Source organism: Corallococcus interemptor (genome assembly GCF_003668875.1).
In the GTDB taxonomy this organism is placed as follows: domain Bacteria; phylum Myxococcota; class Myxococcia; order Myxococcales; family Myxococcaceae; genus Corallococcus; species Corallococcus interemptor.
This window is the reverse complement of sequence record NZ_RAWM01000175.1, coordinates 1-15412: the sequence shown is the minus strand read 5'-3', so window position 1 is coordinate 15412 and position 15412 is coordinate 1. Positions and strand designations below refer to the sequence as shown.

General features: G+C 70.0%; 14 protein-coding genes. 4 read left to right on the top strand and 10 right to left on the bottom strand.

What is annotated here, in order from left to right; translation table 11 throughout:
- Window positions 1-1502: PQQ-binding-like beta-propeller repeat protein (locus D7X96_RS35855; protein WP_208647432.1), on the top strand; the 1502-nt coding region annotated here is incomplete at its 5' end.
- 7 nt (window positions 1503-1509) lie between these two features.
- On the opposite strand, the gene D7X96_RS35850 is transcribed toward D7X96_RS35855, so the two are convergent.
- Window positions 1510-2919: an ammonia-forming cytochrome c nitrite reductase subunit c552 gene (locus tag D7X96_RS35850; RefSeq protein ID WP_121771765.1), complete on the bottom strand. Its 1410-nt coding sequence runs from the start codon at window positions 2917-2919 to the stop codon at window positions 1510-1512.
- Complete coding sequence (gene nrfH / locus D7X96_RS35845) at window positions 2916-3419, bottom strand: cytochrome c nitrite reductase small subunit (RefSeq protein WP_120547118.1); 504 nt, start codon at window positions 3417-3419, stop codon at window positions 2916-2918. The genes D7X96_RS35850 and nrfH overlap by 4 nt, the downstream gene beginning before the upstream one ends.
- A gap of 121 nt (window positions 3420-3540) precedes the next feature.
- Here nrfH and D7X96_RS35840 point away from each other — a divergent pair, with 121 nt between their 5' ends.
- The 3 genes from D7X96_RS35840 to D7X96_RS35830 are packed head-to-tail and all read left to right on the top strand — an operon-like array spanning window position 3541 to window position 6383.
- Window positions 3541-3873, top strand: coding sequence for a hypothetical protein (locus D7X96_RS35840; protein ID WP_120547101.1), 333 nt, complete (start codon window positions 3541-3543; stop codon window positions 3871-3873).
- A 3-nt stretch (window positions 3874-3876) separates the two neighbouring features.
- On the top strand, window positions 3877-5388 hold the full coding sequence (locus D7X96_RS35835) for an FAD-binding protein (protein ID WP_121771764.1): 1512 nt from the start codon (window positions 3877-3879) through the stop codon (window positions 5386-5388).
- Window positions 5385-6383 (top strand): hypothetical protein, encoded by a 999-nt coding sequence (locus tag D7X96_RS35830; protein ID WP_147468484.1) that lies wholly within the window; start codon window positions 5385-5387, stop codon window positions 6381-6383. Before D7X96_RS35835 ends, D7X96_RS35830 begins: the two co-directional genes overlap by 4 nt.
- A gap of 45 nt (window positions 6384-6428) precedes the next feature.
- On the opposite strand, the gene D7X96_RS35825 is transcribed toward D7X96_RS35830, so the two are convergent.
- From D7X96_RS35825 to D7X96_RS35790, 8 genes are all read right to left on the bottom strand, one after another.
- Entirely contained in the window at window positions 6429-7829 is a 1401-nt protein-coding gene (locus tag D7X96_RS35825; protein ID WP_121771762.1) for a family 2B encapsulin nanocompartment shell protein, read from the bottom strand.
- A gap of 27 nt (window positions 7830-7856) precedes the next feature.
- Entirely contained in the window at window positions 7857-9254 is a 1398-nt protein-coding gene (locus D7X96_RS35820) for a family 2B encapsulin nanocompartment shell protein (protein ID WP_121724030.1), read from the bottom strand.
- 53 nt (window positions 9255-9307) lie between these two features.
- The gene (locus D7X96_RS35815) at window positions 9308-11566 is read right to left on the bottom strand and encodes a family 2 encapsulin nanocompartment cargo protein terpene cyclase (protein ID WP_121771761.1); all 2259 of its coding nucleotides are present in this window, start codon (window positions 11564-11566) and stop codon (window positions 9308-9310) included.
- A 168-nt stretch (window positions 11567-11734) separates the two neighbouring features.
- Window positions 11735-12121 carry a cell envelope biogenesis protein TolA gene (locus D7X96_RS35810; RefSeq protein WP_121771760.1) on the bottom strand — a complete coding sequence of 129 codons (387 nt, stop codon included), beginning with the start codon at window positions 12119-12121 and terminating at the stop codon, window positions 11735-11737.
- 157 nt (window positions 12122-12278) lie between these two features.
- A complete protein-coding gene (dapE, locus tag D7X96_RS35805) occupies window positions 12279-13367 on the bottom strand; it encodes a succinyl-diaminopimelate desuccinylase (protein ID WP_121771759.1) in 1089 nt (362 codons plus the stop codon).
- A gap of 45 nt (window positions 13368-13412) precedes the next feature.
- Window positions 13413-14045 (bottom strand): cupin domain-containing protein, encoded by a 633-nt coding sequence (locus tag D7X96_RS35800; protein WP_121771758.1) that lies wholly within the window; start codon window positions 14043-14045, stop codon window positions 13413-13415.
- A gap of 84 nt (window positions 14046-14129) precedes the next feature.
- Window positions 14130-14957 carry a 2,3,4,5-tetrahydropyridine-2,6-dicarboxylate N-succinyltransferase gene (locus tag D7X96_RS35795; protein ID WP_120547109.1) on the bottom strand — a complete coding sequence of 276 codons (828 nt, stop codon included), beginning with the start codon at window positions 14955-14957 and terminating at the stop codon, window positions 14130-14132.
- A gap of 65 nt (window positions 14958-15022) precedes the next feature.
- Complete coding sequence (locus D7X96_RS35790) at window positions 15023-15328, bottom strand: hypothetical protein (protein WP_121771757.1); 306 nt, start codon at window positions 15326-15328, stop codon at window positions 15023-15025.
- Between the last annotated feature and the right edge of the window lie 84 nt (window positions 15329-15412).

The window sequence follows — 15412 nt, the reverse complement described above, 5'->3', positions numbered from 1 at the left end:
GAGGGTGGGGGTGCGGAGGCGGGGCGGAGACGCCCGATCCGGACAACTGCCAGGATTCGAAGATGGGTTGCCCCCCGTCGGAGCAGCCCTCGACACCGGGCGACGTTCCACCGGGGAGCGGAACGCAGACGCCTCCGGGCAATGAAATCCCACAGACGCCACCGCCTCCGGACAAGCAGCCGGAAGCGCAGCCTCCGGCCTCGGGGGCCACGCTGTGGTTCGCGAAGGAAGGCGCCGCGCAGGACGACCTGGCGCTGGACCTGGCCGTGGAGGCCACCACCGGGGACTTCTTCACCGCGGCCGCGCACGGCTACGACGACCTGGACGCGCGCACGCCCACGGATGACTCCGTGGAGCTGGTCCTCACGCGGCGCTCCGGCACGGGGCAGACGCTGTGGACGCACGCGTACGACGTGCGCGTGGACCCCGCGCCCGAGTCCCTGCGCGCGGACGTGCGCGTGCGCGTGGCGGCGGACGGCGCGGGCGGCATGCTCCTGGCCGGCAACATCCAGGGCACGGTGGACCTGGGCACGGGCAAGCTCCGTGACGGCGTCATCGTCGCGCGGCTGTCCGCGGACGGCGTGACGCGCTGGGCGAACCGGGTGCCCGGGGCGCTGACGGTGAAGGACGTCGCGGCGGACGCGGAGGGCCGGCTGTACGTGGCCTATACCGCGCCGGGCTCGGTGGACCTGGGCAACGCGGTGAAGGGCCCCTCGGCCGGCGTGGCGGTGTTCGCGGCGGACGGCACGGCGGAGCGCGCCTTCGCCGTGGGCAACGCGGAGTCCGGGGGCGCGGGCGCCGAGCCCTTGTCCCTGGCCCCCGGCGCGGATGGCAGCGTGGCCGTGGCGGGGCGCTACGTGGGCACGGTGCGCTTCGGCACCAACGTCACGCAGGGCTCCGGCTCCGGCAGCCCCTTCGTGGCGCTGTACCGGCAGAACGGCGCGCTCGGCTGGGCGAAGGTGCGGCCCGGCGTGAAGGGGAGCGTCCGCGACGTGAGCCGCGACGCCGCCGGTGACGTGGTGGCGGGCGGCGACTTCCTGGGCAGCTTCTCCTGGGCGGGCGCGTCGCTGAAGGGCACCACCAGCCCCAGTCCCTTCGTGGTGGTGACGGGCGCGGACGGCACCGAGCGCTGGGCGCGCGACCTGGGCGTGGACGCGTCCGTGCAGGGCGTGGCCATCCACTCCACCGGCGAGGTGCTGGTGGTGGGCTACACGTACTCGTGGCTGGAGAACGGCACCACGGGCACGGACGGCCTGGGGTCCGCGCAGCTCTTCACCCAGCGCTTCGACCCCACGGGCCAGCCGCTGAAGTCGCGCCTCTTCCTGGGCGCCACGCCAGAGGCGCGCGGCGAGCTGTACGGCGTGGAGGCGGTGCCGGCGGTGACGTTGATGCCGGACGGCGACGCGGTGTTCTTCGGCTACACCGACCGCGTCACGGACTTCGGCGTGGACAAGTTCAAGCCCACGCGCGGCGACGTCTTCCTGGTGCGCGTGAAGTACTAGACGGACGTCACGGCGAGCCCCGCGGGGCGGGACGCAGCGCGTTCTGCCCCAGGCGCGAGAAGTTGATGGAGTTGCTGAGGATGCGCACGGCCTCCTGGTCCGCGTGGAAGCCCATGGAGTTCTCCGCCTCCACGAAGTCCAGGTAGAACTGGGCGCGCTTCTGCAGGTCGCGCGCCTTGGCCAGCGCGTCCTCGGGCACTCCCGACTTCTGCGCGCTCTCCAGGTCGTGGATGAGGTCCACCAGCGCGTCCATGGCGAGGTTGCGCGTCTGGAAGGTGCGCGTCTGGATGGTCTCCGCGCGCTGGAGCAGCTCCGCCTCGCTCCACTTGTGGCACGTCTGACAGGCGCGGTTGATGTTGAGCAGCGGGCTGCGCACGTGGTGGTCGCTGACCTTCATCGCCCCCTCGCGCTGGTAGGGCATGTGGCAGTCCGCGCACGCCACGCCGCTCTTCGCGTGGATGCCCTGGTTGTACATCTCGAACTCGGGGTGCTGCGCCTTGAGGACCTTGGCGCCGGTGAGCGCGTGGGTCCAGTCGGCGTGCCCGTCCTCGTCGTAGTACGCCATGATCTGGTCGATGTTGATGCCCTTGGACCAGGGGTACGTCAGGCGCTTCTCCTTGCCCTTGAAGTAGTACTCGACGTGGCACTGCCCGCACACGTACGTGCGCATCTCCTGGCGCGTGGCGTCCCGGTTCACCTGGAAGTCCGCCACGCCCTGGCTGGCCTTGAGCGCGGCGATGCCCTCGATGAAGCCGGGGCGCGTGACGCGCAGCTGCATGGTGCCGGGGTCGTGGCAGTCGATGCAGGACACCGGGTGCTCCACGAGCTTGCGCGCCTCCGCGAAGGGCATCTGGTTCATCTTCTCAAAGCCCTTGATGAGGTCCCCGTCCCCCAGCTTCTTGTAGGGCACGTACACGCTGCCGTGGCAGTGGATGCACGTGCCCGGCTGCTGCGTCACCTGCTGGCGCTCGGTGAAGGTCTGATCATCCAGCATGTACGCGTGGCCGCGCTCCTCGCGGAAGTCCTTGGCGAAGGCGTAGCCGCTCCACATGGTGACCAGGCGGGGGTCCTCCTCCAGCCGGCTCTGCGCCACCACCGAGCGCGGATCCGCCTGGGTGGGCGTGCGAGCCAACGCCTCGCTGCCACCATAGCGGGTGCGCTTCTGGTCCACCGTGCGCCGGTAGCCGTCGTATTGCAGCGGGAAGTTCTTCCCCCACACGGCGGGGTCCGTGATGGTGTCGTCCAGCTCCACCACCCGGTAGAAGGGGTTCCTCCCCTCCTGCTTGCGCTCCATGATGTTGACCAGGAGCGCGGTGACACCCGCCGAGGCCAGCGCCGCCACCACCGCGACCGCCACCACGAGCCGGATGCCGCTGAACCACCGGCGCTTCTCCGAGGCCTTCTCGGGCTCGGTCATCGTGCAATCTCCTTACGGATGAGCTCGGGGTTGCCCGACCCTTCGGGGTGACCCACGGAGTTGTGGCAGGTGAGACACTGGAGCTGTGCTTCATGGCCGCTCGGGGGCGACTCGATGGCCTCCACGATGGAGGCGTGGCACTTGCGGCACGCGTTCTCCGTCACCACGCGGTTGCCCGGACGCAGGCGGATGGGGTCCGGGAAGGTGCCGGTGGTGAAGTAGAACGAGTGCCAGAAGCCGTTGCTCGCCTTCGTGTAGTACTTGGGAACGAGGCCCGCGGGCGTGTGACAGTCGTTGCAGGTGGCCACCGCGTGGTGGCTGCTCTTGCGCCAGCCGTCGTACTGCTCGTTCATGATGTGGCAGTTGGCACAGGCGGCGGGGTCGTCCCGCAGGTACGACGCCCCCTTCGCGTACGCGAAGGTGAAGCCGCCCAGGCCGACCGCCACTCCGATGGCGGTCCCCAGAATCACGGCCAGCACGGTGCGGGTTGCGAAGGGCACGGAAGCCACCCTACAGAACTTCCACCGCGTGTCGTTGGACGATTGCGCGTGAAGTGCCGGACATCTGTCCGCGACCAACGGTCGCGTGGTCCCACCCCTCCGGCAAGCCCCATGCTCGCGTATGACCAAGCGTGCGGCGGCGGTGTTGCTGTGGGTGGGGTTGAGCTCGGGCTGTGCGCACTACCGCGTCCAGGCGCCCGGCGCGGCCGGGGCCAGCGCCACGGAGGCGAGGAGCGAAACCCTCTGGTCGCTGGGCTGGGGACTCGTCCAGGAGCGGCCCCGGGTGGACAACTGCCAGGACCAGGCGCTGGCGGAGGTCACCCAGAGCACCAACCTGGGCTTCGCGCTCATCAGCGTGCTGACGCTCGGCCTGGCCATGCCGCAGCAGGTGGAGTGGCGCTGCGCCAAGGCCCAGCCCACGCCCGGCGACCTGGGCGTCCTCGGGGCGCCTTGAGCCATGCCCCCCGTCATCCACGAGAGCAGCCAGAAGCGCTGGCAGAACTGGCACCAGAGCTACACCCAGAAGCTGGAGCTGCTGGTGGATGTCTGGAACGCGGACGCCTCCCAGTCCACGGTGCCCGGCTACGTCGACACCACGCAGGGACTCCAGGGGCTCATCCAGCGCGCCCTCACCGAGCGCCTGGAGCTCCGAGGCCTGGGCGGAGGCTGGTCCTTCACCAAGGCGCCCGCCACCAGCGGCATCCTGGTCAACACGCGGCCGCTGAACTACCTCTTCCCCGCGCCCCGCACGCATCCCGCCTATCCAGGCCGGAGGGAGGACCTCCTCTTCGCGCAGTGCGGGGTCTCCGTCGCGGAGCTGAACCACTTCCTGAAGAAGACCGGCAAGTCGCTGACCACGTCGGGCGCCAGCAACGGGCAGACCATCGCGGGGGCCATCGGGACGGGCACGCATGGCTCGAACCTGGAGACCGGCGCCATGCAGGACTTCGTGGTGGGCCTGCACCTGGTCGTCTCACCGGACCGGCACGTCTGGCTGGAGCGGGCCAGCGCGCCGGTCATCCACGACGAGATTCCGCAGCGGCTCGGGGCCGAGCTCATCCGGGACGATGCCCTGTTCAACGCCGTCCTCGTGGGCCTGGGCGGCTTCGGCCTGGTGCACGGCGTCCTCATGAAGGTGGTGGACCTCTACTACCTCCAGGCGTACCGCCGGCGCATGCCGCTGGATGAAGGGCTCTGGCGCGCGTTCGACCAGCTGGACTTCTCCGGCATCACGCTGCCGGGCCCGCCGGGGCTCAAGCCCTATCACTTCACGGCGGTCATCAACCCCAACGACCTGGACCGGGGCGTCTTCGTCACGGTGATGTACAAGCACGCGCGGTGTCCGGAGGGCTCGAGCCCGCCCAGCCCCGGCAGCAAGCTGACCCAGGGGGACAACGGGCTCGAAATCATCGGCGTGCTGACGGACATGGTCTCGGAGCTGACCATCCCGCTGCTGTCGCGGCTGATGGATCGCTTCTACACGGAATACGAAAACATCTGCGGGACGCACGGCGAGCTGTTCACCGACACGACCACCCGGGGCAAGGCCTGGGGCAGCGCGGTGGCCGTGCCGCTCGGCAGGGTGCGCGAGACGGTGGAGCTGGCGCTCGCCACCAACCGCGCGTACCCGTTCCCCGGGCTGTTCGGCCTGCGCTACGTGCTGCCGTCCAAAGCCACGCTGGCCTTCACCCGGCACGCGCCCATGACGTGCGTGCTCGACATCGACGGAGCGGCGTCCACCCGCACGAAGGGCTACAACCGCCGCGTCTGGCAGCAGCTCGCCCGGTCCTCCATTCCGCACACGTTCCACTGGGGCAAGTTCCACGAGCTGGACGGCCCGGCGGTGCGAGGCCTGTACGGCGAGGCCTCCGTCAACGCGTGGCTCGAAGCGCGCAAGGCCCTGCTCCCCACGCCGGAGCTGCGCGAGGCCTTCGCCAATGACTACCTGCGCGGCCTGGGACTCGCGTGAGGAGGCTCGCCTGTCTGGCGGTCGTGGGCGCCCTGCTCACTCCAGGCGCCGCGGGCGCGGCGGGCTCGGACGACGACATCAACCTCTATCGCTACGTGCTCGACGTGGACGTGCCGGAGTCCCCGGCCCTGGTGGCGCTGGACGAGGCGCCGCTGCGCGTGCTGCTCGGCGCGGCGCCCAAGCCGGTGATGGCCACGGTGCTGGCGTCGGCGGCGCCGGGTGACTTCCGCCCGGGGCTGGCCCTGGACGTCGCGCCCTACTTCCTCTTCGGCGGTGGCATCCGGAGCCTGAGCAGCTACCGCTCGAACTCACTGGCCGGCCGGCTGATGCGGGTGCTGACGAAGACGACGGTGTCCGCGGCCGCGCTGCCGGACCTGGACGGCACGGGCGCGTGGCGCGTGGGCCTGGGGCTGCGGACGACGTTCCATGATCCGCACGACCCCGTGCTCAACTCCGACCTGCCCGAACGGGTCGCGCAGGAGCTGGAGCGCCACGGCATCCCGCCGCCCGCGGACTCGGACGAGGACGTGTCCGAGCGGGGCGTGGACCTGTCCGCCATCTTCGACCAGGCCGAAAGACAGATGCGCTCCCGGAGCGGAGACCTCCAGGTCTCCGGCGGCTGGGGCGTCTCCGCCCGGGCGGAAGGCGCCGCCCTCACCGGCGACGGGCTCCACGACACGCAGCACACGTTCTGGCTGACCGGACAGGCCGCGCTGGGCCGGCGCTTCGACGCGCTCGCGACGATGCAGGCGTTGGACCTGTTCCGGAGCAGCAGGGCGCTGCGCTCCGGGCTGGCCGTGCAACGGAAGACCTCCGTGGCGGACCTGCGCGCGGAGCTGGCCTTCGACGGCACCGACAACCGCCTGCACCCGGGCGCGGCCATCGACGTGAAGCTGCCCGGCTGCACCAGCGCCCTCGCCTCCCTCACCACCGCGCCCGGCCAGGTGCTCCGGGCCCAGCTCCAGCTGCGCTGGTACTTCGCGCAGTGCCGCTGAAAGACGAACGGGCCCGGCGCACGCATGCACCGGGCCCGAGGCGCCTCAGCCGCCCAGCGCCACGTTCTCCAGCACGCCCAGCGCGTCCGGGACGAGCACGGCGGCGGAGTAGTACGTGCTCACCAGGTAGTTCGTGATGGCCTGGTCGTTCACGGCCATGCGCTTCACGGTGAGGCTGGGCTCCACCTCGTCCGGGATGCCGGCGTTGTGCAGTCCCACCACGCCCTGGTCGTCCTGACCGGTGCGCATGGCGATGATGGACGTGGTGTTCTCACGGCTGATGGGCAGCTTGTCGCACGGGAGGATGGGCACCCCGCGCCACGCCTGGAACTTCACCCCGCCCACGTCCACCACCGTGGGGTACAGGCCGCGCTTGTTGCACTCCCGGCCGAACGCCGCGATGGCGCGCGGGTGGGCCAGGAAGTAGCGCGTCTTGCGGCGGCGCGACACCAGCTCGTCCATGTCGTCCGGCGTCGGCGGACCCGAGCGGGTGTTGATGCGCTGCTTGAGGTCGGCGTTGTGCAGCAGGCCGAACTCCGGGTTGTTGATGAGCTCCCACTCCTTGCGCTCCTTCAGCGCCTCGATGGTCAGCCGCAGCTGCTCCGCGGTCTGGTTCATCGGGTCGTTGAAGACGTCCGCCACGCGGGTGTGCACGCGCAGGATGGTCTGCGCCACGCTCAGCTCGTACTCGCGCGGCTTCAGCTCGTAGTCCACGAAGGTGCCGGGCAGCACGGGCTCGCCGTGGTGTCCGGCGGCCAGCGCGATGGCGGCCTGCCCCGCCTTGTCCTGGGGCTTCTTGAGGTTGGCCTTGTAGCGCTCCACGTGCGCCTGGAGCGCCGGGGACTGGGTGATGAGGGACTCGAACACCGCCTGCGGCAGCGCCATCACCGTGCAGGCCGTGACGGCCTTGACGGTGAAGGGCCACACGTCGTTCGACTCCACCACCGCCTGGTCGCCGAAGTGGTCGCCGTCCGCCAGCGTGTCCAGCACCACGGGGTCGCCGTACTTGCCGGCCGTCAGCTTCTGCGCCTTGCCGTGGGCGATGAGCATCACGTGCTCGGCGGCCTTGCCCGCCTCCACGATGACGTCGCCCGCCTTGTAGTGCTGCTGGATGAAGCGGCCGGCCAGGGTGCGGATGAGCAGGTCATCCACGTCCTCGAAGCCCCGCATCAGCGGCAGCTTGAGCAGCTCCTGCGCGATGACCTCCACCTTGACGCCGATGTTGCTGAAGTTCAGCCGGTCGTCGCCCACGGTGTACGTCAGCCGCCGGTTCACTCGGTACGTGCCGCCGGACACCTGCACCCAGGGCAGGATGTTCAGCAGGTAGCGGGGCGAGATGCCCTGCATCACCGGCTGCGTCTTGGTCGTCGTCGCCAGCTGGCGCGCACCCGCCGTGCTCAGGCTCGAGCCCTCGTGCGCCGCCACGTCTTTCTGTGAGTTCGCCATGGAAGAATCTCCGGGTCGCTAGAGGGACTACGAGCGGCCCAGCTCCACGCTCTCCAGGATGCCCAGCGCGTCCGGCGTCAGCACCGCCGCGGAGAAGTACGCCGTCACCAGGTAGTTCATGATGGCCTTCTCGTTGATGCCCATGAACCGCACGTTGAGGCTGGGCTCGATTTCATCCGGGATGCCCGCCTGGTGCAGGCCGACGACGCCCTGGTTCTTCTCACCCACGCGCATCAGCATGATGGACGTGGTGCGCGTCTCCGACACCGGAATCTTGTTGCAGGACACGATGGGGATGCCGCGCCACGCGGGCACGTGGTTGCCGTTCATCTCGATGCTGGTGGGGTAGATGCCCCGCTTGTTGCACTCCTGCCCGAACGCGGCGATGGCGCGCGGGTGGGCCAGGAAGAACGACGGCTCCTTCCACACCGTGGCCAGCAGCTCGTCCATGTCGTCCGGCGTCGGCGCGCCGGAGCGGGTGTGGATGCGCTGCTTGAGGTCCGCGTTGTGAAGCAGGCCGAACTCGCGGTTGTTGACGAGTTCGTGCTCCTTGCGCTCCTTCAGCGCCTCCACCGTCAGACGCAGCTGCTGCTGGGTCTGGTTCATGGGGTCGTTGAAGAGGTCCGCGACGCGCGTGTGGATCTGCAGCACGGTCTGCGCGACGGCCAGCTCGTACTCGCGCGGGTGCGTCTCGTAGTCCACGTAGGTGCCGGGCAGCACGGGCTCGCCGTGGTGGCCGGCGGCCAGCTCGATGGCCTTCTGGCCGGAGGTGTCCTGCTTCTTCCTGGAGCGGGCCTTGAAGTCCTCGATGTGCTTCTGCAGCGACGGCACCTGCGCCACCACCGCCTCGAAGGCGGACTGCTGGAGGACGAGCGCGATGACGGGCGTCACGGCCTTCGCCGTGAACTGCCAGTAGTCCTGAGACTCCAGCAGCGCCTGGTAGCTGTAGTGGTCGCCGTCCGCCAGCGTCTCCAGCACCACCGGCTCGCCGTACTTGCCGGTGCCAATGCGGTTCACCTTGCCGTGGGCGATGAGGACGATGGAGTCCGCTTCCTTGCCGGCCTCGGTGATGACCTCACCGGCCTTGTACTCCTTCTGCACGAAGCGGTTGGCCAGCGCGGTGAGCGCGTCCACGTCCTCGTAGCCGCGCAAGAGGGGCAGCTCGCCCAGCTCCTGGGGAATCACCTGCACCCTGGCGCCGGTGCTGGTGAAGGTGACGCGGCCGTCACCCACCGCGTACGTCATGCGGCGGTTGACGCGGTACGTACCGCCGGACACCTGCACCCACGGCAGCAGCTTGAGCAGCCACCGCGAGGAGATGCCCTGCATCTGCGGCTCGGACTTGGTCGTCGTCGCCAGCTGACGCGCCGCCTGCGTGCCAAGGCTCTGGTTGTTGTCGTCGAACTTCTTCAGGTCGTTGGACATGACTCACCCTCTCCAGGTTGAAGAATCAAGAAAGCTTCGGTTTTCGGTGGGACTCAGGGCCTGCTGGCGCGGAGCAGCTCCGCGATGCGCATCGCGGACCTACCCAGGCCGGAGACGCTGGCGGCCTGGAGCTTCGGCGCCGCGTCGTGGCGCAGCTCCGCTTCGGTGTAGCGGGCCACCTCCGCGTGCCACCGGGGGATGCCCGCCATCCACTGCTGGAGCTGCTCCACGTACTTGAGCAGCTTCTCCTGCGCCTTCGCGTCCAGGTTGAAGGTGCGAATGACCACCGGCAGCTCCTTGGCCACCAGGTGCTGGAACTGCTTCATGCGCGCGGTCATCAGCGCGTTGACCACGAGGACGGCCTCGTCCTTGTCCACGCCCAGGAACTTCTGGACCGCGAGCACGCAGTTGTTGAGCTCGCCCTCGAATTCAATCTCCTTCTGGTAGGAGAACAGGTCGTTGACGAAGCAGGCGTAGTCCGCGGCGGAGTTCTCCAGCCCGCGCAGCGTGCGGGTGTTGAAGACGTCCTCCGGCACCGCGTCCCCCTTGGAGAGGCGCGACAGGCTCATGGTGAGGTCCGAGCCGAACGTCTTGCGGCGCATCTCCACGTAGTCCACGGGGTCCGGCACGCGGTTGAGCAGCTGGTTGTTCAGCTCCCACACCCAGCTGTCCGTCATGTCCTGGATGGCCTTGCGGAACAGCATGCGGTTGCGCGGCGACAGCGGGCCGGCGGTGCGCTTCCACAGGTCCATCAGGCCCAGCTCCACCGGGTTGGTGGGCACCGCGGCGTTGGCGGCCTCCACGTCATCCGGCATGAACTGGCCCAGCCGCGCGGTGAACAGCTTCGCGCCCGCCATGTCCCGCGTGTTCGCGTAGAGCATGGGGAAGTAGTCGTCCGCGTAGGTGCCCCAGACGAGCCAGCACGCCGTCAGGTCCAGCTGCTCCGGCGTCGCGTCCGGGTGGATGTACGCGCCGCACAGGGCCACGTCCGCCGCGTCGAACTTGTGGTCGTCCCAGACGTAGAACCCCACGACGGGGACCACCTCCAGCATGCCCACCCGCCGCGCCCACGCCTTGGAGTTCCTGCGCGCGTGGTCCAGGTGGGGGCTCAGGTACGTGCTGTACGGCGCGTAGAACGGCGGCAGCTTCGTGGGGCCCACGTGCTGGCGCGGCACGTGGCTCAGGGAGCGGGCGCGAGGCCCCAGCCCCAGCCCGCCGGGCGACAGGGGAATCCGCAGCGCGGAGGTGCCCAGGCCGGACGGCAGGGGGATGGACAGCCCCGGCTGCTCCTCCGAGTGCTGGTTCATGTAGCGGTTGGAGCGCAGGTGCCACTCGTGGCCGCCGGACTGCCAATCCTGGAGGCCGCGCAGGTACGTGAGCACCTGCGCCTGCTCCACCGGGTTGAGCGCGTACTCCGCGAACAGCCACGGCAGCTCCGTGGCGAACGTCGTCTCGAACTGCTGCAACCGGGACGTCAGCAGGTCGTTGACCAGGTCCGCCGCGCGCTGGGTCTCACAGTCGAGGAACTTCTCCACCACCAGCACGCCGTTGGAGAGCTCACCCTCCTCCAGCTCGCGCTCGTAGGAGAACAGGTCGTTGCGCAGGTGCACCGCGTCGGAGAACGTGTCCTTGAAGACGCGCATCGGCCGGCTCTTCACGACGCGGGCCGGAATCTCCGCGGCCACGGCGTGCTCCACCAGGTCCGACGACCAGGGCGCGCCGCCCACCTTGCGGCGCATCTCGATGTACTCGATGGGGTTGGAGACGCGCGCCTCGCTGATGTTCTCGATCTCCCACATCGACTCATCGAGCAGGTGCTTGGTGTTCTCGAAGAAGCGGCGGCGCCAGTCCATGGACATGGAGGGCACGGTGCGCTGCCACAAGTCCCAGAGCGCGCGCTCCACCGGGTTGACCGGCTCCGGCGGCGGGGACATGTCCAGCGGCATGAACAGCGGCAGCCGGTCCAGGTAGGCCTGCCCGCCCGCCACATCGCGCGAGTACTTGAAGACCTCCAGGAAGTGGTCGTCGAAGTAGAAGACCCAGACGTACCAGTCCGTGATGAGGTCCAGCTCCGGCCCCGGCGCCTCCGGGTGCGTGTACGCACAGAGCAGCGCGTAGTCCATGCCGTCGAAGCGGCGCTCGGACCAGACCTCGCGGTCCGTTCCATCCCGGGGCGGGCCCAGGATGCCCATCTGGTACGACCACGCCTTGGTGTGCGCGCGCGCCGATTCCAGGTTCGGGTTCAGCCGCGCCGGCCACGGAACGTAGAACTCCGGCAGCCGGAACGGTTGCTTCTGCTTCCCCTTCGACATGCACGCCCCTCGTTGATCCCCAGGGGCTTGTACTGTCGTCCAATGAACAACACCACGGAGAACGGTTTGAGCAGGAAACGGGGCTTAATCTCGTGAATAAGGGTTCGCGGGGATGACGGACGACCCACCCGGATCAGGGTTTGAGAATCCGTCTCCCCGCGTGACCTGCTAGCGGCGCGTGGAGCGGCGCGCGGAGCTCTTGCGAGCGGACGTCTTGCGCGCGGGCGTCTTGCGCGCGGACGACTTGCCACGGGCGGACGTCTTGCGAGCGGTGCGCCCGGCGGCGGCGCGACGGGCCGGGGCCTTGCGGGCACCGCGCTTGGCGGTGGCCTTCTTCGCGGCGCCGCGCTTGCCCGCGGCCTTCTTCGCGGTGGCGCGCTTGGAGGTCGCCTTCTTCGCGGCGCCCGTGCGGCGGGACGACGCCTTGCGGGCGCCCTTGCGCGCACCGGAGGAGCGGCGGCGCGACGTCTTCGCGGGCGTGGCCTCACCCGCCGGCATCACCGTGTTGGACGACGGGGTCTCGTTCGGGTCCTGCATGTTCGACTCGGCGTGCATCAACAGCCTCCAGGGATGACAACACCTGAAGGGTAAGCGCAACCGCCAGAAGTGCACGCATGCCCCCCTGTGCGGATGCACGCCAGCTGACGAATGCGCGCGGCGCTGCATCCCGCGCGAGGCCGAAAATCCGGCTCCGGAGCGATCAGCGGCGCGTCTACACCGCGCCCTTGAGGAACGCGGCCAGCTTCTCGTACGCCACGGCCAGCGGCGGAATGGGCGCGCTCTCGTGCAGCTGGTGCGCCTGCGCCGTTTCACCGGGCCCGAAGTTCACCGCGTCCACGCCCCACTCGCCAAAGCGCGCCACGTCCGTCCACGCCTGCTTCGACGCGGCGGGCAGCCCCGTGAGCGACATCAGCCGCTGGAACAGCGGGTTGCCCGCGGCCACCGGCCCACTGGGCGAGCTGTCCGTGAACTCCACCTCCGCGCGGCCCGCCACCAGCGCCAGCACGTCCTCCTTCGCCCGAGCCACGCTCTTGCCCGGCGCGAAGCGGTAGTTGAGGTTCAGCTCGAACGCCTCCGGCACCACGTTGCGCGCACGGCCACCCTTGGCCAGCGTGGCGCTGATGACTTCATAGAAGGGGAAGCCCGCGACGTTCACCTCCACGCGCTCGCGGCCCAAGAGCTCCGTGAGCAGCGGCCCCGCCTTGTGGATGGCGTTCTCCCCCTGCCACGGCCGCGCGGAATGCGCGCTGCGCCCCGTGAACCGCACCGTCACCTGCATGCTGCCGACACAGCCCACCTGCACCACGCCGTCCGTGGGCTCCATGGCGATGCCGAACTTCACGCGGGTCAGGTCCGGCCGCTTCGCGTACAGCGGGATGAGGCCGCTCTCCGCGTAGGCGCCCTCCTCGCGCTCGTACAGGAGGAAGGCCACGTTGACGGGCAGCGCGTCGCGCTTGAGGTCCTCCGCCAGCGCCATCATCACCGCCACGCCGCCCTTCATGTCGGACGCGCCCAGGCCGTGCACGCGCTCGCCCTCGATGCGCGGCGCGCGGCCCACGTCTCCGGGGTGCATGGGCACCGTGTCCAGGTGGCCGATGAGCGCCACCGTGGGCCGGGGGTCCTCCAGCGAGCCCAGCAGCAGCGTGTGCCCGACGCGGAAGACCTCCTCGCGGTGGAAGTGCTTCAGCGCCCAGCCTTCCACGTGGTCCGCGATGGGACCCTCGTAGCCAATGGGGCTCTCGATGCGACACAGCTCGAGCGTCGTCTGGGCAAGTCGGGTGGCGAGTTCGATGGAGGCCATGCGCGGAGCACCATACTCCCCGCCCGTGCCCGGCACATCGTCCCGTCAGGCGCCGTCCACCCGCTCCTCGAAGGAGGTGGCGCCATCCAACACCGTGACGCAGATGCACGCGGGGCCGTCCAACGCGGTGAAGTCGTGCAGCGACCCGTCCGTCTTCTCCAGCTCGTCGCCGGGCCAGACCTCGTGGCCGGTGTCCTCGCGAAAGCCGCCCTCCAGCACCAGGTTCCACTCGCGCCCCTGGTGCGCGTGGCGCGGGTAGCGGGCGCCGGGCATCAGCCGCACCACGGCGGCCATCATCCCCTCGCGCGAGGGGCCCGTCTCCACCGGCATCAGCTCCACGCCCTCCACCGGGCCGGGCATCCAGTTGCCGGGGTCCGCCATGGACTCCAGCAGCTCCCGGGCGCGGGCTTCCGTCACGTCCAGGAACGCGGCCACCCTCCCGGCCCAGCGGGCGAAGCGGCCGGGGCCCTCCATCTGGCCCATCAGCCGCTGGAGCACCGACGCCGGGGGTGTGACGGGCGGCACGAGCCCCCCCAGCGCATCCACGGCGGGCGCCAGCCGGGCCGCTTCCGCCCGGCAGCGCGCGCAGCCCTCCAGGTGCCGGGCCGCGGCGTCGCGCCGGGCCGGCTCCAGGGTCCCCAGCAGCCAGTCGGGGAGGATGTCGTCGAGGTGTTCCATGCGCTCCTTGGGAGGCTCCGGCGGGGTGCTACGCGTCGCTCGGAAACCTATACGCGACCGCGACAGCGGCGGATTTTCACCGGCTCACACCGCGACGGCGAAGTCCCGCAGGGCGGCGTTGAGGCTGGTCTTCTGGTCGGTGGACGCCTTGCGCTGTCCGATGATGAGCGCGCACGGGACCATGTACTTCCCGGCGGGGAACTGCTTCTCCCGCATGCCCGGAATCACCACGCTGCGCGCCGGCACGCGGCCCTTGTGCACGACCTCCTGGGGCCCGGTGACGTCGATGATCTGCGTGGACGCGGTCAGCACCACGTTGGCGCCCAGCACCGCCTCCTCCTCCACCACCACGCCCTCCACCACGATGGAGCGGCTGCCCAGGAAGGCCCCGTCCTCGATGATGACCGGCGACGCCGTGGGCGGCTCCAGCACGCCGCCCAGCCCCACGCCACCGGACAGGTGGACGTTGCGGCCCACCTGCGCGCACGAGCCCACCGTGGCCCACGTGTCCACCATGGTGCCCGCGCCCACCCGCGCGCCGATGTTCACGTACCCGGGCATCACCACCGCGCCCCGCTCCACGAACGCGCCGTAGCGCACGGTGCCCGGCGGCACCACGCGCACGCCCGCCGCTTCCAGGCCCTTCTTCAGGGGCACCTTGTCGTGGAACTCGAAGGGGCCCACCTCCATCACCTGCATCTCCGACACGGCGAAGAACAGGAGGATGGCCTCCTTCACCCACGCGTTGACCCGCCAGCCCTCCGGGCCCTTCTCCGCGACGCGCAGCTCCCCGGAGTCCAGGCGCGCCAGCGTCTCGCGCACCGCCGCCACCGTGTCCGCGTCCTTCAGTTTCGCCCGGTCCGCGAACGCCGCGGACACCCGCTGGGAAAGCGCTTCGAGAGAGGTCGCCATGGCGGCGAGTTCAATCACACTTCAGCGGTCCGCGTCCCTCCTCAGTGTCCGCCGCCAGACGCCCTTCAGACGTGTGTCGCCCCCGGCACCAGGGCCAGCGGATGGGTCAGCGACAGGATTTCCCCGTGATGCTGTTTGTCAGCGGGCACCAGCGGCCCGGTGCCCTCCCTCAGCACCACGGCGCCCCGGAGCACCCGGCCCACGGCGGACAGGGGGACCTCCTTCCAGTTCCGGGTGAAGGGCGAGTGCCGGACATAGAGGTGCTCCTGGCCGATGAAGGCCACGTAGCCCAGCATCTTCCCGTCCGCCGAGCGGACCCGCATGCCACCAATGATGGAGCGCCGCTCGAACGGCGTGTCGTCGAAAGCCATCGGTCGTCTCCTCCCGTGCAGGGAAGAAGGTGGGGACGGGGGCCTTCCGCCGCGAGCCGCCCGCCCCTCCGCCGGGCCCCTGCC